This is a genomic window from Streptomyces sp. CNQ329 (assembly GCF_000482585.1).
Window position 1 is genome coordinate 38,700 of record NZ_AXVU01000036.1, and the last position, 25,404, is coordinate 64,103.

The 25,404-nt window shown below is 70.7% G+C and carries 20 protein-coding genes; 6 read left to right on the top strand and 14 right to left on the bottom strand.

Going from position 1 to position 25,404, the window contains the following annotated elements; genetic code table 11:
• Nucleotides 1-21: 21 nt before the first annotated feature.
• Together pafA and I003_RS0122435 are read right to left on the bottom strand one after the other, a co-directional pair.
• Entirely contained in the window at nt 22-1,383 is a 1,362-nt protein-coding gene (gene pafA, locus I003_RS0122430) for a Pup--protein ligase (protein ID WP_027773567.1), read from the bottom strand.
• 9 nt (nt 1,384-1,392) lie between these two features.
• Entirely contained in the window at nt 1,393-2,643 is a 1,251-nt protein-coding gene (locus tag I003_RS0122435) for an MFS transporter (RefSeq protein WP_027773568.1), read from the bottom strand.
• Between the two features lie 101 nt (nt 2,644-2,744).
• Here I003_RS0122435 and I003_RS0122440 point away from each other — a divergent pair, with 101 nt between their 5' ends.
• Entirely contained in the window at nt 2,745-3,812 is a 1,068-nt protein-coding gene (locus I003_RS0122440; RefSeq protein ID WP_027773569.1) for a LacI family DNA-binding transcriptional regulator, read from the top strand.
• A 117-nt stretch (nt 3,813-3,929) separates the two neighbouring features.
• On the opposite strand, the gene prcA is transcribed toward I003_RS0122440, so the two are convergent.
• The 8 genes from prcA to I003_RS0122480 all read right to left on the bottom strand — a co-directional run bounded on the left by prcA (nt 3,930) and on the right by I003_RS0122480 (nt 12,728).
• Nucleotides 3,930-4,727: a proteasome subunit alpha gene (gene prcA / locus I003_RS0122445; protein WP_051368381.1), complete on the bottom strand. Its 798-nt coding sequence runs from the start codon at nt 4,725-4,727 to the stop codon at nt 3,930-3,932.
• A gap of 54 nt (nt 4,728-4,781) precedes the next feature.
• Nucleotides 4,782-5,627 carry a proteasome subunit beta gene (gene prcB / locus I003_RS0122450; protein ID WP_027773571.1) on the bottom strand — a complete coding sequence of 282 codons (846 nt, stop codon included), beginning with the start codon at nt 5,625-5,627 and terminating at the stop codon, nt 4,782-4,784.
• A 128-nt stretch (nt 5,628-5,755) separates the two neighbouring features.
• Nucleotides 5,756-5,974 carry a ubiquitin-like protein Pup gene (locus I003_RS0122455; protein WP_018836875.1) on the bottom strand — a complete coding sequence of 73 codons (219 nt, stop codon included), beginning with the start codon at nt 5,972-5,974 and terminating at the stop codon, nt 5,756-5,758.
• 160 nt (nt 5,975-6,134) lie between these two features.
• On the bottom strand, nt 6,135-7,646 hold the full coding sequence (dop, locus tag I003_RS0122460) for a depupylase/deamidase Dop (RefSeq protein WP_486584337.1): 1,512 nt from the start codon (nt 7,644-7,646) through the stop codon (nt 6,135-6,137).
• Nucleotides 7,647-7,891: 245 nt separating this feature from the next.
• Complete coding sequence (gene arc, locus I003_RS0122465) at nt 7,892-9,658, bottom strand: proteasome ATPase (RefSeq protein WP_027773573.1); 1,767 nt, start codon at nt 9,656-9,658, stop codon at nt 7,892-7,894.
• 292 nt (nt 9,659-9,950) lie between these two features.
• Nucleotides 9,951-10,526 carry a hypothetical protein gene (locus I003_RS0122470; RefSeq protein WP_027773574.1) on the bottom strand — a complete coding sequence of 192 codons (576 nt, stop codon included), beginning with the start codon at nt 10,524-10,526 and terminating at the stop codon, nt 9,951-9,953.
• Nucleotides 10,527-10,625: 99 nt separating this feature from the next.
• The gene (locus tag I003_RS0122475) at nt 10,626-11,531 is read right to left on the bottom strand and encodes a tRNA (adenine-N1)-methyltransferase (RefSeq protein WP_027773575.1); all 906 of its coding nucleotides are present in this window, start codon (nt 11,529-11,531) and stop codon (nt 10,626-10,628) included.
• A gap of 27 nt (nt 11,532-11,558) precedes the next feature.
• Entirely contained in the window at nt 11,559-12,728 is a 1,170-nt protein-coding gene (locus I003_RS0122480) for a site-2 protease family protein (RefSeq protein ID WP_027773576.1), read from the bottom strand.
• A 103-nt stretch (nt 12,729-12,831) separates the two neighbouring features.
• On the opposite strand from I003_RS0122480, the gene I003_RS0122485 reads away from it, so the two are divergent.
• Both I003_RS0122485 and I003_RS0122490 read left to right on the top strand, forming a co-directional pair.
• Nucleotides 12,832-13,866, top strand: coding sequence for a PD-(D/E)XK nuclease family protein (locus I003_RS0122485; RefSeq protein ID WP_027773577.1), 1,035 nt, complete (start codon nt 12,832-12,834; stop codon nt 13,864-13,866).
• Between the two features lie 32 nt (nt 13,867-13,898).
• Nucleotides 13,899-14,570 (top strand): response regulator transcription factor, encoded by a 672-nt coding sequence (locus I003_RS0122490; protein ID WP_027773578.1) that lies wholly within the window; start codon nt 13,899-13,901, stop codon nt 14,568-14,570.
• A gap of 67 nt (nt 14,571-14,637) precedes the next feature.
• On the opposite strand, the gene I003_RS0122495 is transcribed toward I003_RS0122490, so the two are convergent.
• The 4 genes from I003_RS0122495 to metH form a co-directional block, all read right to left on the bottom strand.
• Complete coding sequence (locus tag I003_RS0122495; RefSeq protein WP_027773579.1) at nt 14,638-16,239, bottom strand: ABC transporter substrate-binding protein; 1,602 nt, start codon at nt 16,237-16,239, stop codon at nt 14,638-14,640.
• 59 nt (nt 16,240-16,298) lie between these two features.
• A complete protein-coding gene (locus I003_RS0122500; RefSeq protein ID WP_027773580.1) occupies nt 16,299-17,903 on the bottom strand; it encodes an ABC transporter substrate-binding protein in 1,605 nt (534 codons plus the stop codon).
• A 339-nt stretch (nt 17,904-18,242) separates the two neighbouring features.
• The gene (locus I003_RS0122505) at nt 18,243-18,977 is read right to left on the bottom strand and encodes an HAD family hydrolase (protein ID WP_027773581.1); all 735 of its coding nucleotides are present in this window, start codon (nt 18,975-18,977) and stop codon (nt 18,243-18,245) included.
• A 162-nt stretch (nt 18,978-19,139) separates the two neighbouring features.
• Entirely contained in the window at nt 19,140-22,679 is a 3,540-nt protein-coding gene (gene metH / locus I003_RS0122510; protein WP_027773582.1) for a methionine synthase, read from the bottom strand.
• 258 nt (nt 22,680-22,937) lie between these two features.
• Here metH and I003_RS0122515 point away from each other — a divergent pair, with 258 nt between their 5' ends.
• The 3 genes from I003_RS0122515 to I003_RS0122525 all read left to right on the top strand — a co-directional run.
• On the top strand, nt 22,938-23,702 hold the full coding sequence (locus I003_RS0122515) for an IclR family transcriptional regulator (RefSeq protein ID WP_027773583.1): 765 nt from the start codon (nt 22,938-22,940) through the stop codon (nt 23,700-23,702).
• A 186-nt stretch (nt 23,703-23,888) separates the two neighbouring features.
• Nucleotides 23,889-24,686, top strand: coding sequence for an MIP/aquaporin family protein (locus tag I003_RS0122520; RefSeq protein WP_037721442.1), 798 nt, complete (start codon nt 23,889-23,891; stop codon nt 24,684-24,686).
• Nucleotides 24,687-24,771: 85 nt separating this feature from the next.
• Nucleotides 24,772-25,404: FGGY family carbohydrate kinase (locus tag I003_RS0122525; RefSeq protein ID WP_027773585.1), on the top strand; the 633-nt coding region annotated here is incomplete at its 3' end.

The following is a 25,404-nucleotide window of genomic DNA, read 5'->3' on the forward strand; positions in this document are numbered from 1 at the left end:
CGTGCACCTCGCGTGCCCCGTCTACATTCCGGCGATCAGCTTTTCCACCCGGTCGTCCACGGAGCGGAACGGGTCCTTGCACAGCACGGTCCGCTGCGCCTGGTCGTTCAGCTTCAGATGCACCCAGTCCACCGTGAAGTCGCGGCGCTGCTCCTGCGCCCGGCGGATGAAGTCGCCGCGCAGCCTGGCCCGGGTGGTCTGCGGCGGGACCGATTTGGCCTCGAAGACCTTCAGGTCGTTGCAGACACGGGCGGCCTGGCCCCGCTTCTCCAGCAGGTAGTACAGCCCGCGGCGGCGGTGGATGTCGTGGTAGGCGAGGTCTATCTGCGCGATCCGGGGGTGGGAGAGGGTGATGTTGTTCTTCGCCCGGTAGCGCTCGATGAGCTGGTGCTTCATCACCCAGTCGATCTCCGTGCCGACCTTGGCGAGGTCCTGGGAGCGGATCGCCTCCAGCGTGCGGCCCCACAGCTCCAGGACGCGCTCGACGACGCCGGTGCGGATGCCGCGGCGGTCGACGAAGTCCACGGCCTTCTCGTAGTACTCCTGCTGCACCTCCAGCGCCGACGCCTCGCGCCCGCTGGCGAGCCGCACCTTGCGCTGCCCGGTCATGTCGTGGCTGACCTCGCGGATGGCCCGGATCGGGTTCTCCAGGGTCAGGTCGCGCATCACGGTGCCGGCCTCGATCATGCGCAGCACGAGGTCGGTGGCGCCGACCTTGAGCAGCATGGTCGTCTCGGACATGTTGGAGTCCCCGACGATGACGTGCAGCCTGCGGTAGCGCTCGGCGTCGGCGTGCGGCTCGTCACGGGTGTTGATGATGGGCCGGGAGCGCGTCGTGGCGGAGCTGACGCCCTCCCAGATGTGCTCCGCGCGCTGGCTGACGCAGTAGACCGCGCCGCGCGGCGTCTGCAGCACCTTGCCCGCGCCGCAGATGAGCTGCCGGGTGACGAGGAACGGGATGAGGATGTCGGCGAGCCGGGAGAACTCGCCGTGCCGGGCCACCAGATAGTTCTCGTGGCAGCCGTAGGAGTTGCCGGCGGAGTCGGTGTTGTTCTTGAAGAGGTAGACGTCGCCCGCGATGCCCTCTTCGTGGAGCCGGCGCTCGGCGTCCACCAGGAGGCCCTCGAGGATGCGCTCGCCCGCCTTGTCGTGGGTGACCAGCTCGATGACGTTGTCACACTCGGGAGTTGCGTATTCGGGGTGCGAGCCGACGTCCAGGTACAGGCGTGCACCGTTGCGCAGGAAGACGTTGCTGCTGCGGCCCCAGGATACGACTCGGCGGAAGAGGTAGCGCGCCACTTCGTCCGGGGACAGGCGGCGCTGCCCCCGGAACGTGCACGTGACGCCGTACTCGTTCTCAAGCCCGAAAATGCGGCGGTCCATGCCTGAACATTACGCCTGTCGCTCTGTTTCGAAACCGGGTGCAGCTCCGCCGATTCGATCTTTTTCGACCGGCGGGGCCGTGCGGCCCGTGCGCACCAGAATCCGCACGAAGCCGGTCAGCACCAGCAGCGCCGCCGCACCGCCGAGTCCGACGACCGCGAAGCCGCCGGTGTCGCCGCCGTGCTCGACGGCCGGGCCGCTGATCGCCGTGCCGGCGGCGGCGCCGAACCCGAAGGTCGTGACCAGCCAGGAGAACGCCTCCGTGGAGGTCCCGCGCGGCGCGTGCCGGTCGACGACGACGAACGAACAGGCGAGCGCGGGGGCGAGGAACAGGCCCGCGACGCCGGAGAGCAGCGTCATCCCGACGGGGCCGGGAGTGAGCATCAGCGGCAGATAGCCGGCCGCCAGACCCGCCAGCAGCAACTGCAGCCGCCGCTCGGCCCGGCCCGGCCACTGCCGCGCGCCGTAGACGACACCGCCGGCGAGGGCACCGGCGCCGAGCGCGGAGAGGAGGTACCCGCCGATCGCGTCGTCTCCGCGGGCGTCGGCGTACGCGACGGAGGCGACGGCGGTACCGCCGAGGGCGACTCCGACGAAGAAGAACGCGCCGAGGATCACCAGCAGCCCCGGCGCGCGCAGGGCACCCAGCCAGTGCGCCTCGCGCGGCTCGGAGCGCCACCGGCGGGCAGGCGGCGAGAGGACGACCCACAGGGCGCCCAGGACGCCCAGGACGCTCAGCACGAGCAGCGCGGCGGCCTCGGAGGCGGTGGCGACCAGCAGGGTGACGATCAGCGGCGCGACCGCGAACATCACCTCCTGCGCGACCGCGTCCAGCGCGTACGCCCCGTGCACCCTGTCCTCACGCCCCAGCACGCTGGGCCACAGCGCCCGCAGCGCGCCCTCCAGGGGCGGTGTGAACACTCCGGCGACCAGGACGGCGGCACAGGCCAGCGGCAGCGGATCGATGCCCACGACGGCGAACAGGGCCATGCCGGCGGCGGACAGCAGGGCGCTGGGCAACAGCACGCGCGGCTGGCCGCGCAGGTCGACGGCGCGGCCGAGCAGGGGCTGCCCGATCGCGGTGGCCAGGCCGTAGCCCCCGGAGAGGATGCCGCCGAGGGTGTACGAGCCGCCTTCGGCCCGGACGAACAGCACGATGGCGAACGCTGCGGTGGCGTTGGGCAGCCGCCCGACGAGCGTTCCGGTGAGCAGCCGGCCGACGTGTCTGACGCGCAGCAACTCGGCGTATCCCCGCAGCACGGCCCCTCCCGAGACGCCGAAGTGTTACGTATAACGCCGTAGGTTATACGTAACACGGGCGAGGGTCGACCCCGTACGCCGGAACGGGACGAGGAGGCACCATGCGGGGCGCGCACGAGGACGGAGGGCGCGCGCCGGCCCCGCGGCCGGGGGCGGGCCGGGGCGGCGGCGTCACCAGCCGCGACGTCGCCCGGGCCGCCGGTGTCTCCCAGGCGGCCGTCTCGCTCGTCCTCGGCGGCAAGTGGCGCGGGCGTGTCTCCGCCGCCAAGGCCGACGCGGTCCGCGCCGCCGCCCGCGCATTGGACTACCGCCCCAACGCCGCGGCCCGCACCCTGCGCACCGGCGGCACCCGCACCGCGCTCCTCGTCGTCCCCGCGCTCACCAACGAGTTCTTCGCCGGTGTCCACACCGGCGCCGCCCGCGCCGCCGCCGCCCACGACTTCGGCGTCGTGCTCTACCCCTCCCCCGAAGGCATCGGCCCCGCGCGCGACCCCTTCGCCGCCGCGCACACCGCCGTCGACGGCGTCATCGCCTCCTCGATGGCCACCGACGCCGTACGGGCCCTGCGCGCCGGCGGGCTGCCGCTCGTCATGCTCGACAGCGACCCCGCGGACACGGACGCCGTCGCCACCGTCAACGCCGACGTCGCCGACGGCATGCGCCAGGTCGCCCGGCACCTGCTCGACCTGGGCCACCGGCGGATCACCCACGTCGCCGCCGGCATCGACTCCTGGACCTTCGCCGCCCGCGGGCGGGCGCTGGCCGACGCGCTGGCCGACGTGCCCGGCGTCCGGCTGCGCGCCGAACCCGCCGAGCTGTCCGTCTCCGGCGGGCTGGCGGCGGCACAGCGGGCCCTCACGGGCCCCGCGTCGGACCGGCCCACGGCCCTGGTCTGCGACGACGACCTGCTCGCGGCCGGCGCCCTCAAGGCCGTACGGCGCCTCGGGCTGCGGGTGCCGTACGACGTGTCGGTGACCGGCTTCGACGACCTGGCGCTGGCCACCGCCGTCGAGCCGGAGCTGACCACGGTGCGGCTCCCGGCCGCCACCGTGGGTGCGGCCGGCATGACGGCGCTGCTCGACACCCTCGCGGGCCGCAGGGCGGGCAGCACGACGGTCCCGGCCCGGCTGACGGTCCGCACCTCCACGGCCCCGGCACCGGGCTCCTAGGCCGCCTGCGGGCCCGGCCACCGGAGCGGCGCCCCCTGGAGCGGGGCCACCGGAGGCGGGTGCGGACACGGCGACGGGCGGGCCCGTGGCCGGGCCCGCCCGGTCGCAGCCGTACCGCTACTTCTTCTTCTTGCCGGCGCCGTTTCCCGGCTTCTCCGCCGTACCGTCCGCCTCCGCCGCGCCGTCCGCGCCGGAGGCACCCGCCGGACCGTCCCCGTCCTCCTCCAGCAGCCGGGAGAGCTGGCTGCCGAGGATCCGCCGGAACTTCCGCTGCTGCGGCCGGTTCCGGTCCAGGACCGCGACCTCGAGCTGCGTCGACGTCAGCTCCCGCTCACCGCCGTTGTTGTCCCGCGCCAGCGACTCCGCCGCCAGCTTCACCCCCTCCGCCAGCGTCATGCCCTCGCGGTGCCGCTGGTCGAGGTAGCTGCTGATCTGATCGGAATTGCCCCCGACCGCGACCGAACCATGCTCGTCGACGATCGAACCGTCGTGGGGCAGCCGGAAGATCTGGTCGTCGGCGGGGGTCTCCCCCACCTCCGCGACGATCAGCTCCACCTCGTACGGCTTCTCCGCGCCGCTGGAGAAGATCGTGCCGAGAGTCTGCGCGTAGACGTTGGCGAGGCCGCGGGCCGTGACGTCCTCGCGGTCGTACGTGTACCCGCGCAGATCGGCGTAACGGACGCCGCCGATACGCAGATTCTCGAACTCGTTGTACTTGCCGACGGCGGCGAAGGCGATCCTGTCGTAGATCTCGCTGACCTTGTGCAGGGCCCGGGACGGGTTCTCGGCGACGAAGAGGATGCCGTCGCTGTACTGCAGCACCACCACGCTGCGCCCGCGCGCGATGCCCTTGCGGGCGTACTCCGCGCGGTCCGCCATGGCCTGCTGGGGTGAGACATAGAACGGTGTCGACACCGGCTTATCCGTCCCTCTCTGCTCGTTGAGAAATCTCGTGGGGCCGCGCGCCTGCTAGAGCACGGAAGCGCGCGGGCCGTCGGGCTGCTCCAGCCGGCCGTCGACCACCGAGCGGGCGATCTCGGAGACCTCGGCGTCGGGCAGCCTGCGGAAGCCCTCGTCGGTGATGGACGTGACGATGGGGAAGATACGGCGGGTCATGTCCGGCCCGCCGGTGGCGGAGTCGTCGTCCGCCGCGTCGTACAGCGCCTGGACGACGACGGTGGCGGCCTGCTCCTCCGTGAGCTCGTCGGTGAACAGCTTCTTCAGGGCACCGCGCGCGAAGACGGACCCGGAGCCCACGGAGGCGTACCCCCGCTCCTCGGTCCGGCCGCCCGTCACGTCGTACGAGAAGATGCGGCCCTTCTCCCGCGCCGGGTCCCAGCCGGCGAAGAGCGGCAGCACCGCCAGCCCCTGCATCGCCATGCCCAGGTTGGACCGGATCATCGTGGACAGCCGGTTCGCCTTGCCCTCCAGGGAGAGCTGCGCACCCTCGACCTTCTCGAAGTGCTCCAGTTCCAACTGGAACAGCCGCACCATCTCGACCGCGACACCCGCGGTGCCCGCGATGCCGATGGCCGAGAACTCGTCCGCGGGGAAGACCTTCTCGATGTCGCGCTGAGCGATCATGTTCCCCATCGTGGCGCGCCGGTCCCCGGCGAGGACGACCCCGCCGGGAAAGGTCACGGCCACGATGGTGGTGCCGTGCGGCGCCTCGACGGCGCCCTTCACGGGCGGCAGCTCCCGATTGCCCGGCAGGGCCGTCGGAGCGTGCTCACCCAGGAAGTCCATGAACGAGGACGAGCCCGGGGTCAGGAAGGCGGCTGGCAGACGCCCGGTGCTCCGAGGGTTGGCTTCCACGCGAATCCTTCCGGGTACGGCGGCCCGCCCCCCACGGGCCGAGCCGGTGACTTGCGCCGGGCACGGACCTTACCCGTGCCCGCGTCCGGGCGTCCGCCCGGATGCTCCCGGACGGACGCCCGGGGCGGCTACTCGCCGCCCTTTTGCACGAACGAACGTACGAAGTCCTCGGCGTTCTCCTCCAGGACGTCGTCGATCTCGTCGAGAACGGAGTCCACGTCCTCGGACAGCTTCTCCTGCCGTTCCTTCAGGTCCTCGGAGACCTCGGCGTCCTGCGCCTGCTCCTCGACCTCTTCCTGGGACCGCGTGGCCTTCTGCTGACCACCGCCGGTGTCCTTGGTCGCCATTTCCCTCACCCCGCTCGGTGTCGCCCGATGGTCCTGACTGCGTCGCCTACAAGATCCGACCCTACAAGCTGGGGCCGACATCGGCCCGGTGCTCTTTCAACGCCGGAAGGCCACCCGGATGATTCCCCTCCGCGCCACCTTTAGCCCGGTCCGTCCCGGATCAGCCGCCCGAGAGGACCCGGACCAGCTCCTCCGCCGTGCGGCAGCGGTCCAGCAGCTCCTTCACGTGGTTGCGGGTACCCCGCAGGGGTTCCAGCGTGGGGACCCGCTGGAGGGAGTCGCGGCCGGGGAGGTCGAAGATGACCGAGTCCCAGGAGGCCGCCGCGACGTCGTCCGCATACTGTTCGAGACAGCGCCCGCGGAAGTACGCCCTGGTGTCCTCCGGCGGCTTCTTCACGGCCCGCAGCACCTCGTCCTCGGTCAGCAGCCGCTTGAGCCGGCCGCGGGCCGCCAGCCGGTTGTACAGGCCCTTCTCGGGACGTACGTCGGCGTACTGCAGATCGACCAGGGCGAGGCGGGCCGCGTCCCAGTCCAGTTCGTCCCGGCGGCGGTAGCCCTCCAGCAGCTCCCGCTTGGCCAGCCAGTCCAGCTCGCCGGAGAGGCTCATGGGGTCGGCTTCCAGCCGGTTGAGGGTGTCCTCCCAGCGGGTGAGCACGTCCGTGGTCTGCTCGTCCGCGTCCCCGCCGAAGCGCTCCTCGACGTACTTGCGGGCCAGCTCGCAGTACTCCATCTGGAGCTGTACGGCGGTGAGCGTGCGGCCGCTGCGCAGCACCACCTGGTGACGCAGCGTGGGGTCGTGCGAGACCTGGTGCAGGGTGCGCACGGGCTGATCGACGGCCAGGTCGACGGCGATGAAGCCGTCCTCGATCATCGACAGCACCAGGGCGGTGGTGCCGAGCTTGAGGTAGGTGGAGATCTCGGACAGGTTCGCGTCGCCGATGATGACGTGCAGCCTGCGGTATTTCTCGGCGTCGGCATGGGGTTCGTCGCGGGTGTTGATGATGGGGCGTTTGAGTGTGGTCTCCAGGCCGACCTCGACCTCGAAGTAGTCGGCGCGCTGGCTGAGCTGGAAGCCGTGGTCATTGCCGTCCTGGCCGATGCCGACGCGGCCGGCGCCGGTGAAGACCTGGCGGGAGACGAAGAAGGGCGTGAGGTGGCGCACGATGTCCGAGAAGGGGGTTTCCCGCTTCATCAGGTAGTTCTCGTGGCAGCCGTAGGACGCGCCCTTGTTGTCGGTGTTGTTCTTGTAGAGGTGGATGGGCTGGGCACCGGGCAGTTGACCCGCGCGTTCCGCGGCCTCGGCCATGATGCGCTCGCCCGCCTTGTCCCAGAGGACGGCGTCGCGGGGGCTGGTGACCTCGGGGGCGCTGTACTCGGGGTGGGCGTGGTCGACGTAGAGCCGGGCGCCGTTGGTGAGGATGACGTTGGCGAGGCCGATGTCCTCGTCCGTCAACTGGCTGGCGTCGGCGGCCTCGCGGGCGAGGTCGAAGCCGCGGGCGTCCCGCAGCGGGTTCTCCTCCTCGAAGTCCCAGCGGGCGCGGCGCGCCCGGTGCATCGCCGCCGCGTAGGCGTTGACGACTTGGGATGAGGTGAGCATGGCATTGGCGTTCGGGTGGCCCGGGACGGAGATTCCGTACTCCGTCTCGATGCCCATTACTCGCCGTACGGTCATGCGGCCCTCCTTGCCCGGTGCCGTCCGCGGCCCTGGACGGCACTCAAGTACCGCTGCGTCTGCGGCATGTGTGGTCCCCGCGGCGGCGATGCGCTGCGCCGCGCGCCGGTACGGAAGAGCCTAGAACGCCTTGACGGCAGTGGGGAGATCATTACAGCCTTTGCTCCGGTCCGTTTGCCCCCGTGGAAATGCGTGTCCGGCTGCGGGCGGCCGTGTGGTGCCCCCCGCAGCCGGATTCGCCGCATTTACAGGTACTGACCGGTGTTGGCCACCGTGTCGATCGACCGGCCGGTGTCCGCGCCCTGCTTTCCGGTGACGAGGGTGCGGATGAACACGATCCGCTCGCCCTTCTTTCCGGAGATACGGGCCCAGTCGTCGGGGTTGGTCGTGTTGGGCAGGTCCTCGTTCTCCTTGAACTCATCGACGCAGGCGGCGAGGAGGTGGGAGACGCGCAGACCCTTCTGGTTGTGGTCGAGGAACGCCTTGATGGCCATCTTCTTGGCGCGGTCCACGATGTTCTCGATCATTGCGCCGGAGTTGAAGTCCTTGAAGTAGAGGACTTCCTTGTCACCGTTGGCGTAGGTGACTTCGAGGAACCTGTTCTCCTCGGACTCGGCGTACATCTGCTCGACGACGGACTGGATCATCGCCTCGACGGTGGCCTCGGGAGAGCCGCCGTGTTCGGACATGTCCTCGGCGTGCAGCGGCAGGGTCCGGGTGAGGTACTTGGAGAAGATGTCCTTGGCGGCCTCCGCGTCCGGACGCTCGATCTTGATCTTCACGTCGAGCCGGCCGGGGCGCAGGATCGCGGGGTCGATCATGTCCTCGCGGTTGGAGGCGCCGATGACGATGACGTTCTCCAGGCCTTCGACACCGTCGATCTCCGAGAGGAGCTGCGGAACGATGGTGTTCTCCACGTCCGAGCTGACGCCGGAGCCGCGGGTGCGGAAGAGCGAGTCCATCTCGTCGAAGAAGACGATGACGGGGGTGCCCTCGCTGGCCTTTTCACGGGCTCGCTGGAAGACCAGGCGGATGTGCCGCTCGGTCTCGCCGACGTACTTGTTGAGCAGCTCGGGGCCCTTGATGTTGAGGAAGTAGCTCTTGCCGGCGGGGCGGCCGGTGTGTTCCGCCACCTTCTTGGCGAGGGAATTGGCGACCGCCTTGGCGATCAGCGTCTTGCCGCAGCCGGGCGGGCCGTAGAGGAGCACGCCCTTGGGGGGCCGCAGCTCGTGCTCCTTGAAGAGGTCGGGGTAGAGGTACGGCAGCTCGACGGCGTCCCTGATCAGCTCGATCTGGTTGCCCAGGCCACCGATCTTGGTGTAGTCGATGTCCGGAACCTCTTCGAGGACCAGCTCCTCGACCTCGCTCTTGGGGATGACCTCGTAGACGTACCCGGAGCGGGGCTCCAGGAGCAGGGCGTCGCCGGCCCGGATGGTGGTGTGCAGGAGCGGCTCGGCGAGCCGCACCACCTTCTCCTCGTCGGTGTGCCCCATCACGAGGGCGCGCTCGCCGTCCTCCAGGATCTCCTTCAGGGTGACGATGTCACCGGAGCGCTCGAACTCCATGGCCTCGACCACGTTCAGCGCCTCGTTGAGCATCAGCTCCTGCCCGCGGCGGAGCTCGTCGAGCTCCACGTTGGGGCTGACGTTCACCCGCAGCTTGCGGCCGCCGGTGAAGATGTCCGCCGTGCCGTCGTCACCGGCCTGGAGGAAGACTCCGAAGCCGGCGGGCGGCTGAGCCAGCCGGTCGACCTCTTCCTTCAGGGCGACGATCTGGTCGCGTGCCTCACGGAGAGTGTTGGCCAGGCGCTCGTTCTGCGCGGACACTCCGGCGAGGTTGGTCTGCAACTCGACGATGCGTTCTTCGAGGATCCTCGTGTGACGCGGCGAGTCGGCGAGCTTTCGTCGCAGGACGGCGATCTCCTGCTCAAGGTAGGCGACCTGACCGGCAGGGTCGTCGGACCCTCGACCCGGCCGGATGCCGCGGTTGGTGTCGTCGTCGTGGGCTGCCACGGTCCTCACCTCCTCCAAGGGGAGCTGGACGCTTCCTGACCCTACCTGGCCGCGTCCCACTTGAAACCCCTAGATCACAAAGACGGTCGGGGTGCATCCGATCTTCACCCGTGCGCCCGTCCTCACGCCAGGCAAATACCCATCCAGCAACATCGGAAAGCAGCCATTTGTTTCCTCTGCAACGCTCAACACCCACCCAGGGTGCCTGGAATTGCAGCGGAACCACGACTGCTTCCCCGCGGGTTCCGGGGACCGGCGGCATTGCGGTGCGGGAGAGGGGGCGGCGGCGGGGTCAGACCTGGGTGCCGGGGACGGGCTCCGCGGTGAGCTCGAAGCGGCCGTCCTCCCACGTCCAGGTCACGTTGCGCTGCTTGTCCGGCTTGCTCCGGGGGACGTCCGGCGAGGAGTAGCCGAGGAGGGTGGCCGAAATCTCGTTTTCGCGGACAGCGAATTCCCCGACGCTCATGCCCTCGGCCGGGTCGAGCAGTGTCGCGGTCACACGCGGTGACACACCGGGCCTGGTGGCGGACACGAGGTACATCCCGCTGGGCGGGGAGCCCGCGGCGGCCCGGCAGCGCACCACGGCGACCGTCTCCGCGCGCCCGTCGCCGTCGAAGTCCGAGGAGCCCTGCTTGAAGACCTCCGGCTCGGTGCCCGCGCAGTCGACCGGGTAGTGGGCGGCGCGTGCCTCCGGCCCGGGGGCGGGTCTGCCGCCGTGGTCGCCCTTGCCGTCGTTGCCGGCGGCGACGGTCGGGGGCTGGATGAGCGCCGCGAGGGCGATGACTCCGGCCATGGCGGTCGCGGTGGCGACCCAGTGCACCGGGCGGGGGTGCGTGTGCGGGAGGTCGGCGCCGGGCAGAGGCTGCACGGGTGAGGCTCCTGGGAGGGCTGGGAGGGCCGTGGGGAGGCCAGCATGGTGTCACATACCGGCCGCCCGCGGAACGACCCCTGCCGCTTCTGTGCCGCCTCAGTTCCCCGCCGAGGCCCGCTGGCCGCCGGGCCCGGTGTAATCCTCCCCGTACGCCCCCTTCGCCGGCCGGCGGCGGCGCAGCGGCGGCTCGACGCCGTCGGCGAGCCTGCGGGCGGTGAGCAGGAAGCCGGTGTGGCCGATCATGCGGTGGTCCGGGCGTACGGCGAGGCCCTCGACGTGCCAGTTGCGCAGCATGGTCTCCCACGCCTGCGGCTCGTTGAAGCTGCCGTGCTCGCGGATGGACTCCACGGTGCGGGCGAGCTGGGTGGTGGTGGCGACGTACGCGCAGAGGATGCCGCCGGGCACCAGGGCCTTCGCAACCGCGTCCAGGCACTCCCAGGGCGCGAGCATGTCCAGGATGACGCGGTCGACGTCGGTGTCCGCAAGGTTGTCCTGCAGGTCGCCGACGGTGAGCTGCCAGGCGGGGTGGGGGCCGCCGAAGTAGCGCTCCACGTTCTGCCGGGCGACGTCGGCGAAGTCCGCGCGGCGCTCGTAGGAGTGCAGCATCCCGCTGTCACCGACGGCGCGCAGCAGGAAGCTCGTCAGCGACCCGGAGCCGACCCCCGCCTCGACCACGCGGGCACCGGGGAAGACGTCGGCGAACGCCAGGATCTGGCCGGCGTCCTTGGGGTAGACGACGGCCGCTCCGCGCGGCATGGACAACACGTAGTCGGGGAGCAGGGGGCGCAGCGCGAGATACGGGACGTTGCCCGTGGTGCGCACGACGGTTCCCTCGGGGGCGTCGATCAGCTCGTCGTGCGGGAAGGAGCCCTTGTGGGTGTGGAAAGCCTTCCCGGCTTCGAGCGTGAACGTGTAGTGGCGGCCCTTGGGGTCGGTGAGCTGTACCTGGTCCCCGACCTGGAAGGGCCCGCGGCGGCGGGCGGCACCGGTCGGCTCGGACATGCCGCTCACCCTACCGGCCTGCGTGGGTCAGGGCTGCGGCCGGGCCATGGCGGCGACGAAGGCCCGCTCGACGTCGGCGGTGGCCAGCACCCCGTAGATGTGGCCGGTCTCCTCCAGCACGAGGTATTCGCTGTGCGGGCTCTCGCGCAGGTGCTCCAGCAGTTGTTCGCCCGTCAGCTCGGCGGAGAGCTTCATCTCGTCCGTGAGGTCCTGGGAGAGCGAGCTGACGGCCACCCAGGGGCGGCGGTGGGTGGGTGTCTGGGCGATGGCGGCGCCCCGGACGACGCCGGTGGGATCGCCGCGGCCGTCGACGACGATCAGGGCGCGGGCGCCGGCGGCGTCGGCCCGGCGCAGCGCCTCGGAGAGCGGGGTGTCGGCGGTGACGGGCGCGGCCCGGCGGGTGAGGGCGCGGGCGCGCAGCTCCGGCAGCCGCTCGCGGAGCCGGGCCATGCGCAGGCTGTTGCCGGCGCCGGTCCAGATGATCGCGGCCAGGATCGCTGCCAGCAGGGCGTCGGTGACGGTGTCGAAGCTGCCGGGGTCGGAGGCCCGGGAGTGGGTGAAGAGCGGGAGGCCGATGAGCGTGGCCACGGCCAGCGCGCGGCCCACCCAGGCGGCGACGACCGTGCCGGTCATGGGTTTGCCGCTGACCTTCCACACCACGGCGCGAAGCATCCGGCCGCCGTCCAGCGGCAGGCCGGGCAGCAGGTTGAACACGGCCACGATGAGGTTGGAGATCGTCAGCGCGGCGAGCAGCACCGCGGGCACGGTTTCCCGCTCGACGAACTGGAGGGCGCCGTAGAAGCCGCCGGCGAGCACCAGGGAGAGCAGCGGCCCGGCGAAGGCGAGCCAGAACTCGCGGCCGGGGGTCTCGGACTCCTTCTCGATCTCCGAGACGCCGCCGAAGAACTGGAGCTGGATGCGGCGGACGGGCAGTTTGTAGTGGAGGGCGACGCGGGTGTGGGCCAGCTCGTGGACGAGCACGGAGGCGTAGAACGCGACGGCGAAGAAGAGCGCGATCACGTAGCGCAGGGCGCCCAGCTCGGGCAGGATCCGTTCGAGCTGGCCGCCGAAGACCCAGGTGATGAGGGCGGCGACGAGGAACCAGCTCGGGGCGACGTACACGGGCACGCCGAAGGGGCGGCCCATGAGGATGCCGCCGCCGCGGCCGGGCCGATCGCCCCTGCGCTCCTCGCTCACGACTTCCACTCCTGCCCGCTCGCGGTGCTTGTTCTCCTGCCCTCCGGTCCGGCCTGCATCGTATGCCGCCGGATGTCGGTCCCGGGCCCTAGGGTCGTACACCATGAGTACCCGCACCGACACCGGGAACCACCCCGCGGACCCCGCCCCCACGTCGCCCGGGGAGCCCGCCGGGCGAGACGTGCCCCGGGCCCCGGAGCCGCCCCGGGCGCTGTCCCCCTCCCGCGCCGCGGACTTCATGACGTGCCCGTTGATGTACCGCTTCCGGGTGATCGACAGGCTGCCGGAGAAGCCGCGCGCCTCGGCCGCCCGCGGGACGCTGGTGCACGCGGTGCTGGAGCGGCTCTTCGATGATCCCGCTGCCGAGCGTACGCCGCCGCGGGCGCGGGCGCTGGTGGCGCCGGCGTGGGAGCGGCTGCTCGCGGAGCGGCCGGAGCTGGCGGAGCTGTTCACGGACGGTGACACCGAGGGCGGTGGGGAGGGGAGCGGCGGGGACGCGGCCGGGGACGGGGACGGCGGGGTGGCCGCCGGGGCCGCGGAGCGGCTGGCGGAGTGGCTGGCCGGGGCCGAGCGGCTCGTCGAGCGGTGGTTCACGCTGGAGGACCCCGCCCGGCTGGAGCCCGCGGACCGGGAGCTCTACGTGGAGACCGTGCTGGCCTCCGGGCTGAAGCTGCGCGGCGTCATCGACCGGGTCGACGTCGCGCCGACCGGCGAGGTCCGCGTGGTGGACTACAAGACCGGCAAGGCGCCCCCGCCGGAGTTCGCCGCGGACGCCCTCTTCCAGATCAAGTTCTACGCGCTGGTGCTGTGGCGGCTGCGGGGCAGCGTCCCGCGCCGGCTGCAGTTGGTGTACCTGGGCAGCGGCGACGTGCTGACCTACGACCCGGACGAGGCCGATCTGCGCGGCGTGGAGCGCAAGGTGCTCGCCCTGTGGCAGGCGATCGTGCGGGCGACGGAGAGCGGCGACTGGCGGCCGAGGCCGGGCCGGCTGTGCGGCTGGTGCGACTTCAAGGACTCCTGCCCGGCCTTCGGCGGCACCCCTCCCCCCTATCCGCTGACCGCCGTCGGCCTGGGCCTGCCGCGGCCCCGCCCGGCCGGGGAGGCCGACGGCGCGCAGGGCAGAATGGGCACCGCCTGACACGTCGGTCAGGCCGAGGAAGAGGAGACCCTGTGGCCATCCGCGTCCTGCTCGTCGACGACCAGCCGCTGCTGCGCACCGGCTTCCGCATGATCCTGGAGGCCGAGCAGGACATCGCCGTCGTCGGTGAGGCCGGCGACGGGCTCCAGGCGCTCGACCAGGTCCGGGCGCTGCAGCCGGACGTGGTGCTCATGGACATCCGGATGCCGCGCATGGACGGCGTGGAGGCCACCCGGCAGATCACCGGCGCCGGCCGGGACGGGCCCGCCAAGGTGCTGGTGCTGACCACCTTCGACCTCGACGAGTACGTGGTGGAGGCGCTGCGCGCCGGGGCCAGCGGCTTCCTGCTGAAGGACGCGCCGGCCGGGGAGCTGGTCCAGGCGATCCGCGTGGTCGCCGCGGGGGACGCGATGCTGGCCCCGAGCATCACCAAGCGGCTGCTCGACAAGTTCGCGACCAAGCTGCCGACGGGAGAGCAGGAGGTGCCGGACACCCTGGACACGCTCACCGAGCGCGAGGTGGAGGTGCTGAAGCTGGTCGCCCGCGGCCTGTCGAACGCGGAGATCGCCGCCGACCTCTTCGTCAGCGAGACGACCGTCAAGACCCATGTGGGCCACGTGCTGACCAAGCTGAGCCTGCGCGACCGGGTGCAGGCCGCGGTGTACGCGTACGAGAGCGGGCTGGTGCGCCCCGGCGGTTCCTGAGCGACGGCCGGGAGCCCCCCGTGCGAGAGGCTCCCGGCCGCGTACGCATGTCAGGCGCGCCGGCCGGTCACTCCGAACCCTTCGAGATCTCCCAGAAGCGGAAGACCGTCGAGGCGTCGAGCGTCCACTCCAGGCCGAGGATGTTCTCCCGCGCGGCGGCGTACTGCTTGCCCTGCCACAGCGGTATCACGGGCAGTTGGTCGGCGACGATGTTCTGCAGCTCGCCGTAGGCGTCCACCGTGGCCGTACGCTCCGACTGGGCCGCGGTCGCCGGTATCAGCTCGCTGGTGATCCGGCCCGGGTTGTAGTTGTTGGACAGGACGTTGCCCTCGCCGAAGAACGGCGCGGTGAAGTTGTCGGGGTCCGGGTAGTCCGGCACCCAGCCCTTCACGTAGACGCCGTACGAGCCCTCCTCGACGCCCTTTTCGAACTCGTCCAGCGGCACGGACTCCACGTCCGCCTCGAACAGGCCGCTGTCGTTGAGCTGCTCGGCGATCAGCTCGAAGGACGGCACCGTGCCGGGCCCGTAGCGCTCGGGCGTGGCATACAGCGTCACGCGCACCTTCTCGTCGATGCCCGCCTGCCGCAGCACCTGCTCGGCCCTGGCCGGATCGGGGCGATCGCCGTAGGTGTCGTAGAAGGCGGTGTTGTGGCCGGTGATACCGGCCGGGACGATCGAGTACAGCTCTTCGGCCGTGCCCTCGTAGACCTCGCGGACCAGCGCGTTGCGGTCGATGAGGTACGCGAACGCCTTGCGCACGGCGGGGTCGCCGGCGACCGGGTCGTCCATGTTGAAGACCAGGTGCTGCACCTCGGCGCTGGTGCCCTCGACGAGCTGGATCTTCTGGCCGGCCCCGGCCTGGTCCTGCAACTGGGCGATGTCCTTCATCGCCAGGCCGCGGTAGGCCAGGTCGATGTCGCCGCTCTCCAGGTCCTGCTTCAGCTTGTCGTCGCCGCCGCCCCCGCCGTACAGCCTCAGCGTCATCCCGGAGTTCTGCACCTTGGCGGTGCCCTTGTAGCCGGAGTTGACGGAGAACTCGGCCTCCTTGCCCTCCTGGTAGGAGTCCAGCTTGTACGGTCCCGACCCGACGGCCTTGCCGTCCTCGCGCAGCTTGTCCCCGGGGTAGGACTCGCTGTCGACGATCGAGCCGGCGCCGGAGGCGATCTTCATGGGGAAGGTCGCGTCGGGGTAGTCCAGCCGGAACGTCACGGTCAGCTCGTCGGGCGTCTCGATGTTGCCGATCGAGTCGAGCATGACGGCGGGGCCCGCCGGGTCGTCGATGCCGATGGTGCGCTCGAAGGAGAACTTCACGTCCTCGGAGGTGAGTTCGGAGCCGTTGGAGAACTTCAGCCCGTCCTGGAGGGTGCAGGTGTAGACGCGGCTGTCGGAGTCCTCGAAGGCGCACTCCTCCGCCGCCTCGGGCTCGGGCTCCGTGGACCCCTTGGGGAAGCTCAGCAGGGACTGGAAGACGTTGTTGAACACCAGCCAGGAGCCGACGTCGTAGCCCGCTGCGGGGTCGATGGCCGTGACCTCGTCGGTCATTCCCATCACGACCGCGTCGCCGGAGCCGGCCCCCGATCCGGAGTCCGAGCCGCAGCCGGCAGCGAGCAGTACGGTGGCCATGGCGGCGCCGAGGGGTGGGGCGAACCGCTGGACAGCCTTCTTCACGTGTGTGGGTTCCTTCACTCGGGTCGGTTCTCTGCCCGGCGCGGCACCGCCGGTGGGCCCTACTCGCTCAGTCCGCGCCGCAGCTCCCACAGCTGCAGCGTCGACGACGAGTTGAGCGCCCATTCCGCCCCCGTGACGGTGTCGCGCGCCGCGATGTACTGCTTGCCCTGCCAGAGCGGGAGGTACGGGACGTCGGTCGCGAGGACGTCCTGTATCCGCTCGAAGCTGTCCGTCGTACGCTCCCGCTGTGCCTCCTGGCGGGTCCGCGGGATCAGGTCCTCGATGACGGAACTCTCGTAGTTGTTGAAGGTGAAGTTCTCCTCGCCGACGAACGGCCCGGTGAACGTGTCGGGGTCGGGGAAGTCGGGATACCAGTGCAGGCCGTAGACGGCGTACCGATTCTCCGCGTAGTTCTTCTTGTACGTCTCCCAGGTGTCGCCCTTGAGGGTGGCCTTGAACAGGCCGGACTGGTTGAGCTGGTCACGCAGCTCCTCGAACTCGGCCTTCGTCGTCTCGCCGTAGTGGTCGGTGGTGTAGTTCAGGGTGAGTTCGACGGGGGTCTCGACGCCGGCGTCCCGGAGCAGCTCGCGGGCGGCGTCGATGTCCGGGCGATCCCCGTAGGCGTCGTGGAACGCGGTGTTGTGGCCGACGATGCCGCGCGGGATCATCGCGAAGAGCGGGTCGACGGTGCGCTGGTAGACCTCGCGCGCGAGCTTCGTCCTGTCGATCACCTCGGCCGTCGCCTGGCGCACGGCCCGGTCCTCGACGGTCGGGTTCTCCACGTCGAAGACGAGGTAGGCGATCTCCGCGCCGGGCGTCTCGAAGAGGCTGACGTCCCCGTCGGTGCCCTCGTCGAGACGGTTGATCTGCTCCGGCTTCAGGCTGCGGCCCATCACGTCGATGTCGCCGCCGGAGATGGCTTTCTCCATGCTCCCGGAGGTGTCGAAGTAGCGGACCTCGACCGCGTCGTTCTGCGGCTCGACCTCGCCCTTGTAGGCGTCGTTGCCGGTGTAGACGGCCTTGGTGGCGACGTCGTCCTCGTGCTCCACCTTCAGGCTGTAGGGGCCGGAGCCGGCGATCTCGAAGCCCTTGTGGAGCTTGTCTTTTTCGTAGACCTCGCTGTCGACGATGGCCGCGGCGGGCGTGGCGAGCTTGAGGGGGAACGTCGCGTCGGGCGACTTGAGGTGGAAGACCACGGTCAGCTCGTCCGGTGTCTCCACCGTGTCGACGTTGGCGAGCAGCGGGAACGGGCCGTTGGGGTTCTTGATCTCGAGCATCCGCTCGACGGAGAACTTGACGTCCGCCGCCGTGAGGTCGTGGCCGTTGGTGAACTTCAGGCCGTCGCGGAGCGTGCAGCGGTACTGCTCGCTGAGCCGGTCGGCGAAGACGCACCGCTCGGCGGCGTCCGGCTCGGGCTCCGAGCCCGTACGCGGCATCCTCATCAGCGTCTGGAAGGTGTTCTGCAGAATGTTCCAGGAGTTGATGTCGTACGCCGTGGCGGGGTCGAGGGGGGCGGGGTTCTCCTTCGTCAGCTCCAGCTTGTCGGTCGTGCCCACCACGATCGCGTCGCCGCCCCCGCCGGAGCCGCCCACCACTCCGCAGGAGGCGACGATCGGAGCGAGCACACCCACCAGCGCGGGCAGCACCAACGACTTACGAATCATGGTCGACTTTCTCCCTCAGGCGTCCCCGGAGAGATTAGCCGGAGCACCCAGCCGGGCTCGGCCGCAGGGAAGTTGAGAAAGAATCACGCGCCGATTACGCCCGGCGTCCTTCCGATAACCGGACGCGGGAACATTGGCCGCGAACCCGAATCAAACCGGGCACAGGGCGGCGCACCCCAGGCCTGTGAGAACCTCTCCAGCACAAGACCGTTCACCTGTCGAGGGCTGTGTGCGTGAGAAAGGTCACCACGGCGAATCCACGCCGTGAAGCGGCAATGGGGTAACGGCTTTCGTTACGCAAAATGCATGGACCGCTGCGCGGAGTTCTCCGCCGCTTTCTCACTGGAGGCGGTCGACTACGGAGCGGAGAAAGGGGAGATCGACTTCCGTGAGGGAGCGCACAAGGTGCCTCCCCGGCGCGGGCTCGATCGGCGCCACCGACGGTACCGCCACGACGGCGCAGCCGGCCGCCTCCGCCGCCGTCACCCCGGTGAGGGTGTCCTCGATCACGGCGCAGCGCCGCGGGTCGGCGCCGAGGGCCGTCGCGGCGTGCAGGTACGGGTCGGGGTGCGGCTTCGTGCGCGGGATCTCGTCGCCCGCCACCGAGAGGTGGAACTCGTGGCCGAGCGCGCGCAGCATCCGGTCGATGATGCGCCGGTGGGAGGCGGAGACCAGGGCCGTGGGCACGTCGTGCGCGGCGAGTTCGGTGAGCAGCCGCCGGGCGCCGGGCATGAGGGGCACGTCGCCGTCGATCAGCTCCTCGAACCGGGTGTTGAGGCGGACCGTCAGCTCGGACAGGGCGATGTCCGCGCCGGTGGTGGCGATGAGGTACGCGGCGCTGCGGGACATCGGGCCGCCGACGACGACCTGACGCTGCTCCTCGGTCAGCTCGTGGCCGAACTCGGCGAAGACCGAGACCTCGGCGGCCCACCAGAAACCCTCGGTGTCGACCAGGGTGCCGTCCATGTCGAGCAGTACGGCCTGCGGGGTCGTACCGCGGACGGACCGCACCCGGCGGACCGGGGCGGTGCCCTGAGCCGTTCGGGTGCCTTCAGCGGGGATGCTGCTGGTCATCCGCTCACCTCCCTCGAAGGGGCGCAAAGGCCGGCCGCCAGAAGCGACCGGCCTGTTCCGGACCGACCAGTGTAAGCCGACTGTCCGAAAAGTGCCTGTGGAGTGCCGGGGGCGTTTCCCGGGGCGCCCGGCGCCCGGCTGTGTGCCGGGCGCCGGCGGCGCTCACCGGGCGTTGAAGTACTTCGCCTCGGGGTGGTGGATGACGATCGCGTCCGTGGACTGCTCCGGGTGCAACTGGAACTCCTCGGAGAGCTTCACCCCGATCCGCTCCGGCTCCAGCAGCTCGGCGATCTTCGCCCGGTCCTCCAGGTCCGGGCACGCGCCGTAGCCCAGCGAGAACCGGGCGCCGCGGTACTTCAGCGCGAACATGTCCTCGACGTCCGCCGGGTCCTCGCCGCCGTAGCCCAGCTCGGCGCGTACCCGCGCGTGCCAGTACTCCGCCAGCGCCTCGGCGAGCTGCACGGAGAGCCCGTGCAGCTCCAGGTACTCGCGGTAGGAATCGGCGGCGAAGAGCTCGGCCGTGGCCTCGCCGATCTTCGAGCCGACGGTGACGATCTGGAAGCCGACGACGTCGGTCTCGCCGGAGTCCTCCGGCCTGAAGAAGTCCGCCAGGCACAGCCGCCGGCCGCGTCGCTGGCGCGGGAAGGTGAAGCGGGTGCGCTCGGCGCCGTCGTCGCCGAGGACGATCAGGTCGTCGCCCTTGGAGACGCAGGGGAAGTAGCCGTAGACGACGGCCGCCTCCAGCAGGTTGCCGGTCTGCAGCCGGTCCAGCAGGCCGCGCAGCCGCGGCCTGCCCTCGGTGGCGACCAGGTCCTCGTACGAGGGCCCTTCGCCGCGCGGCGCCTTCAGCCCCCACTGGCCCTTGAACAGTGCGCCCTCGTCCAGCCAGGAGGCGTAGTCGGCCTGCTGGATGCCCTTGACGACCCGGGTGCCCCAGAACGGCGGGGTGGGCACGGGGTTGTCGGTGGCCACGTCGGAGCGGGCGGCGCCGCCCTCGGCCTCCCCGGCGGGCTCGGGCTCGCTCGCGCGGACCCGGCGGGGGCGCAGCTCGGGCAGCTCGGCGCCGGGGACGCCGCGCTTGACGCCGATGAGGGCGTCCATGAGCCGCAGCCCCTCGAAGGCGTCGCGGGCGTAGCGGACCTCGCCCTCGTAGATCTCGTGCAGGTCCTGCTCGACGTACGCGCGGGTGAGCGCGGCGCCGCCGAGGATCACCGGGAACCGGGAGGCGAGCCGGCGCTGGTTCAGCTCCTCCAGGTTCTCCTTCATGATCACCGTGGATTTCACCAGCAGCCCGGACATCCCGATCACGTCGGCCGCGTGTTCCTCGGCGGCCTCCAGGATGGCCGAGACCGGCTGCTTGATACCGAGGTTGACCACGTCGTAGCCGTTGTTGGACAGGATGATGTCGACGAGGTTCTTGCCGATGTCATGCACGTCGCCGCGCACGGTGGCCAGCACGATGGTGCCCTTGCCGGAACCGCCCTCGCCGTCCTCGACCTTCTCCATGTGCGGCTCCAGATAGGCCACCGCGGTCTTCATCACCTCGGCGGACTGGAGCACGAACGGGAGCTGCATCTGCCCGGAGCCGAACAGTTCGCCGACCGTCTTCATGCCGTCGAGCAGCGTCTCGTTGACGATGTCCAGCGCCGGCCGCTCCGCGAGCGCGGCGTCGAGGTCGGCCTCCAGGCCGTTCTTCTCGCCGTCGATGATCCGCCGCTTCAGCCGTTCCTCCAGCGGCAGCGCCGCCAGTTCCTCCGCCTTGCCGGCCTTCATCGACTTGGTGTCGACGCCCTCGAAGAGCTCCAGCAGGCGCTGCAGCGGGTCGTACGCCGGCTCGTCGCCCTGCGCCGGCCTGCGCCTGTCGTAGATCAGGTCCAGACAGACCTGCACCTGCTCCTCCTCCAGCCGGGCGATCGGCAGGATCTTGCTGGCGTGCACGATCGCCGAGTCCAGGCCGGCCTTCACGCACTCGTCGAGGAAGACGGAGTTGAGGACGACCCGGGCGGCCGGGTTGAGACCGAAGGAGATGTTCGACAGGCCGAGCGTGGTCTGTACGTCGGGGTGGCGGCGCTTGAGTTCGCGGATGGCCTCGATGGTGGCCCGGCCGTCGCCGCGGGACTCCTCCTGGCCGGTGCAGATGGTGAACGTCAGGCAGTCGATGAGGATGTCGGACTCGTGGATGCCCCAGTTGCCGGTGAGGTCCTCGATCAGCCGCTCGGCGATGGCGACCTTGTGCTCGGCGGTGCGCGCCTGACCCTCCTCGTCGATGGTCAGCGCCATCAGTGCGGCGCCGTGCTCGCGGGCGAGCGATGCGACCCGGGCGAAGCGGGACTCGGGGCCGTCGCCGTCCTCGTAGTTGACGGAGTTGATGACGGCCCGGCCGCCGAGCTTCTCCAGGCCGGCGCGGATCACGGGGACCTCGGTGGAGTCCAGCACGAGGGGCAGCGTGGAGGCGGTGGCGAACCGGCCCGCCAGCTCGGCCATGTCGGCGGCGCCGTCACGGCCGACGTAGTCGACGCACAGGTCGAGCATGTGGGCGCCCTCGCGGATCTGGTCGCGGGCCATCTCCACGCAGTCGTCCCAGCGGCCTTCGAGCATGGCGGTGCGGAACTTCTTCGAGCCGTTGGCGTTGGTGCGCTCGCCGATCGCCAGGTACGAGGTGTCCTGGCGGAAGGGCACCGTCTGGTACAGCGATGCGGCCCCCGGCTCGGGCCGGGGCGCACGCTCGGCCGGCTCCAGGCCCCGTACCCGCTCGACCACCTGCCGCAGGTGCTCCGGGGTGGTGCCGCAGCAGCCGCCGACCAGGGACAGCCCGTACTCGCGGACGAACGTCTCCTGGGCGTCGGCCAGTTCGCCCGGAGTCAGCGGATAGTGGGCGCCGTTCTTGCCGAGGACCGGGAGGCCGGCGTTGGGCATGCAGGACAGCGGCACCCGGGAGTGCCGGGCGAGGTAACGCAGGTGCTCGCTCATCTCGGCCGGGCCGGTGGCGCAGTTCAGCCCGATCATGTCGATGCCCAGCGGCTCCAGCGCGGTCAGCGCGGCGCCGATCTCGCTCCCGAGCAGCATGGCACCGGTGGTCTCGACGGTCACCGAGCAGATGAGCGGCAGGTTCGCGCCGGTGGCGGCCAGCGCCCGGCGGGCGCCGAGGACGGCGGCCTTGGTCTGCAGCAGGTCCTGGGTGGTCTCGACGAGCAGCGCGTCGGCGCCGCCGGCGATCATGCCCTCGGCGTTCTGCTGGTAGGCGTCGCGCAGCGTGCCGTACGCGACGTGGCCGAGGGTCGGCAGCTTGGTGCCGGGGCCCATGGAGCCGAGGACCCAGCGCGGGCGGCCGTCGCCCGCGGTGTGCGCGTCGGCGGACTCGCGGGCGATACGCACCCCGGCCTCGGACAGCTCGAAGATCCGGTCCGCGATGTCGTACTCGCCGAGGGCGGCGTGGTTGGCGCCGAAGGTGTTGGTCTCCACGCAGTCCACCCCGGCCGCGAAGTACTCGTCGTGCACGGAGCGCACGATGTCGGGGCGGGTGACGTTGAGGATCTCGTTGCAGCCTTCGAGCTGCTGGAAGTCCTCCAGCGTGGGCTCCTGCGCCTGGAGCATGGTGCCCATGGCACCGTCGGCCACCACCACGCGGGTCGCGAGTGCCTCGCGGAGCGCGTCGGCTCGGGTCTGCTGGCTGGCGGCGGGCTGGGACGGCTGCGAAGCCATGGGGATACTCCCTCGTGTGCGACGGCTGTCGGCTATGCACGGCCCGCGGGGACCGGTGCACGGGCCCAGGGTATCGGCCGGAGCCGGTGCGATGCAGGGTGTCCCACGACCCGGACAGTGCGGGTTTGCGGCGTTTTCCGGCAGACTCGTGCGCGATCGGCGCTTCCGGGGTCTTCCCCGATGACCCCTGTCCGGCGCGACAATGACCGATACTGTTCAGCATTGTCGAACTTCCTGTCTCGTTGAGGAGGATCTTCCGTGGCACGGAACATCCAGTCGCTCGAGCGAGCGGCTGCGGTGCTGCGCCTGCTGGCCGGAGGGGAGCGGCGCCTGGGCCTGTCGGACGTCGCCTCCACGCTGGGTCTGGCCAAGGGCACGGCGCACGGCATCCTGCGCACGCTGCAGCAGGAGGGCTTCGTCGAGCAGGACCCGGTCTCCGGGCGGTACCAGCTCGGCGCGGAGCTGCTGCGCCTGGGCAACAGCTACCTGGACGTGCACGAGCTGCGCGCCCGCGCCCTGCCCTGGACCGACGACCTGGCCCGGGCCAGCGGCGAGAGCGTGCACCTGGGGGTGCTGCACCACCAGGGCGTCCTCATCGTCCACCACGTCTTCCGGCCCGACGACAGCCGGCAGGTGCTGGAGATAGGCGCCATGCAGCCGCTGCACAGCACGGCCCTGGGCAAGGTCCTGTGCGCCGTGGACCCGGTGGCACACGCCGAGGCGGCGGAGGGTGACCGCAAGGCGCTCACGCCCGCCACGGTCACCGAGGCGGCCGACTTCGAACGGGTCCTGGAGCTGACCCGCGCCCGGGGCTGGGGCTCGGACGTCGAGGAGACCTGGGACGGCATCGCCTCGGTCGCCGCCCCCGTACGGGACCGCCGCGGCATGCCCGTGGGGGCGGTGGGCGTCACCGGGGCGGTGGAGCGCGTCTGCCCGGACGGCGAGCTGCGGCCCGAGCTGGTGGCCGCGGTGCGCGACTGCGCCCGGGCGGTGGCCCGGGATCTGGGCGCCGGGCGTTTCTGACCCGCGCGTCCTCCGTTCGGCCGATTCCGCGATTTCGCCCCACGGGCCTTGACGCGCCTGTGACGTGGCGGAACACTGCCGTGCACCGGTCGGCATTGTCGAACACCTGACGACATACTTGACGTATGGTGTGACTCGCGAAACCGGATTCCTTGAACGGACCAGCCAGGACAGAGGAGTCGCAGGATGGACCCGTCCAATTGGGACATATTTTCCGGCGAGGTGTTGGGCACCGCCTTGCTGATCGTTCTCGGTGGCGGCGTGGTCGCCGCCATCACCTTCAAGAAGTCCAAGGCATTCCAAGCGGGCTGGGTCGCGATCGCCTTCGGCTGGGGTCTCGCGGTCCTGGTCGGCGCCTACGCGGTCGCCGGCGTCTCCGGAGCCCACCTCAATCCTGCGGTCACCCTCGGGCTGGCGATCAAGGGCGACACCGACTGGGGCGACGTGCCGCTCTACATCGCCTCCGAGATGCTCGGCGCCATCATCGGCGCCGCGTTCGTGTGGCTGGCCTACTACGGCCAGTTCCAGCACCACCTCACCGACGAGGAGGTCGTCGGTCATCTCCAGAACGCGGATCGCAAGGCGATCGAGGCCCATGAGAAGGGCGCGGGCCCGGTGCTCGGCGTCTTCTCCACCGGCCCCGAGATCCGTCACACCGTGCAGAACCTGACGACGGAGATCATCGCCACCTTCGTCCTGGTCATCGCGATCCTCACCCAGGGGCTCAATCAGGAGGGCAACGGGCTCGGCCCGCTGGGCGTACTGATCGTCGCCCTGGTGGTCGTCAGCATCGGGCTCTCGCTCGGTGGCCCCACCGGTTACGCCATCAACCCCGCACGCGACCTCGGACCGCGCATCGTGCACGCGCTGCTGCCGCTGCCCAACAAGGGCGGCTCGGACTGGAGCTACGCGTGGATCCCCGTCGTCGGTCCGCTGCTCGGCGGCGCCGCCGCCGGCGGTCTCTACCAGGCCGTCTTCGCCTGAGCCGGCACGTCCCGCCCGCCCGCCGGGCGGGACGGCGCAGGGCACCACCTCGACCCACGCCGAACCAACGACGTATCGGAGCGACATGACCGACGCACACACTGCAGGCCCGTTCATTGCGGCTATCGATCAGGGGACGACTTCGAGCCGGTGCATCGTGTTCGACACCGATGGCCGGATCGTGTCGGTGGACCAGAAGGAACACGAGCAGATCTTTCCCCGGCCCGGCTGGGTCGAGCACGACGCGCTGGAGATATGGCGCAATGTCCAGCAGGTCGTCGACGGTGCCGTCGCCAAGGCCGGCATCACCTCGGCGAACGTCAAGGCCATCGGGATCACCAACCAGCGCGAGACCACCCTGCTGTGGGACAAACACACCGGCGAGCCCGTGGCCAACGCCATCGTCTGGCAGGACGTACGCACCGCCGAACTGTGCCGCCAGCTCGGCGGCACCGAAGGCCAGGACCGCTTCCGCGCCACCACCGGCCTGCCACTGGCCTCCTACTTCGCCGGCCCCAAAATCCGCTGGCTGCTGGACAACACCCCCGGCCTCCTCGCCCGCGCCGAAGCCGGCGACATCCTCTTCGGCACCATGGACTCCTGGGTCATCTGGAACCTCACCGGCGGCCCCGGACGCGGCGTCCACGTCACCGACGTCACCAACGCCTCACGCACCATGCTCATGAACCTCGAAACCCTCGACTGGGACCCCGACATC

Excerpts from the sequence above, each read along its gene's own strand:
- pafA (WP_027773567.1), bottom strand. The coding sequence starts at position 1,383 with ATGGACCGCCGCATTTTCGGGCTTGAGAACGAGTACGGCGTCACGTGC.
- I003_RS0122440 (WP_027773569.1), top strand. The coding sequence starts at position 2,745 with ATGCGGGGCGCGCACGAGGACGGAGGGCGCGCGCCGGCCCCGCGGCCG.
- I003_RS0122455 (WP_018836875.1), bottom strand. The coding sequence starts at position 5,974 with ATGGCGACCAAGGACACCGGCGGTGGTCAGCAGAAGGCCACGCGGTCC.
- dop (WP_486584337.1), bottom strand. The coding sequence starts at position 7,646 with ATGACCGTACGGCGAGTAATGGGCATCGAGACGGAGTACGGAATCTCC.
- I003_RS0122475 (WP_027773575.1), bottom strand. The coding sequence starts at position 11,531 with ATGTCCGAGCCGACCGGTGCCGCCCGCCGCCGCGGGCCCTTCCAGGTC.
- I003_RS0122485 (WP_027773577.1), top strand. The coding sequence starts at position 12,832 with ATGAGTACCCGCACCGACACCGGGAACCACCCCGCGGACCCCGCCCCC.
- I003_RS0122500 (WP_027773580.1), bottom strand. The coding sequence starts at position 17,903 with ATGATTCGTAAGTCGTTGGTGCTGCCCGCGCTGGTGGGTGTGCTCGCT.
- I003_RS0122505 (WP_027773581.1), bottom strand. The coding sequence starts at position 18,977 with ATGACCAGCAGCATCCCCGCTGAAGGCACCCGAACGGCTCAGGGCACC.
- metH (WP_027773582.1), bottom strand. The coding sequence starts at position 22,679 with ATGGCTTCGCAGCCGTCCCAGCCCGCCGCCAGCCAGCAGACCCGAGCC.
- I003_RS0122520 (WP_037721442.1), top strand. The coding sequence starts at position 23,889 with ATGGACCCGTCCAATTGGGACATATTTTCCGGCGAGGTGTTGGGCACC.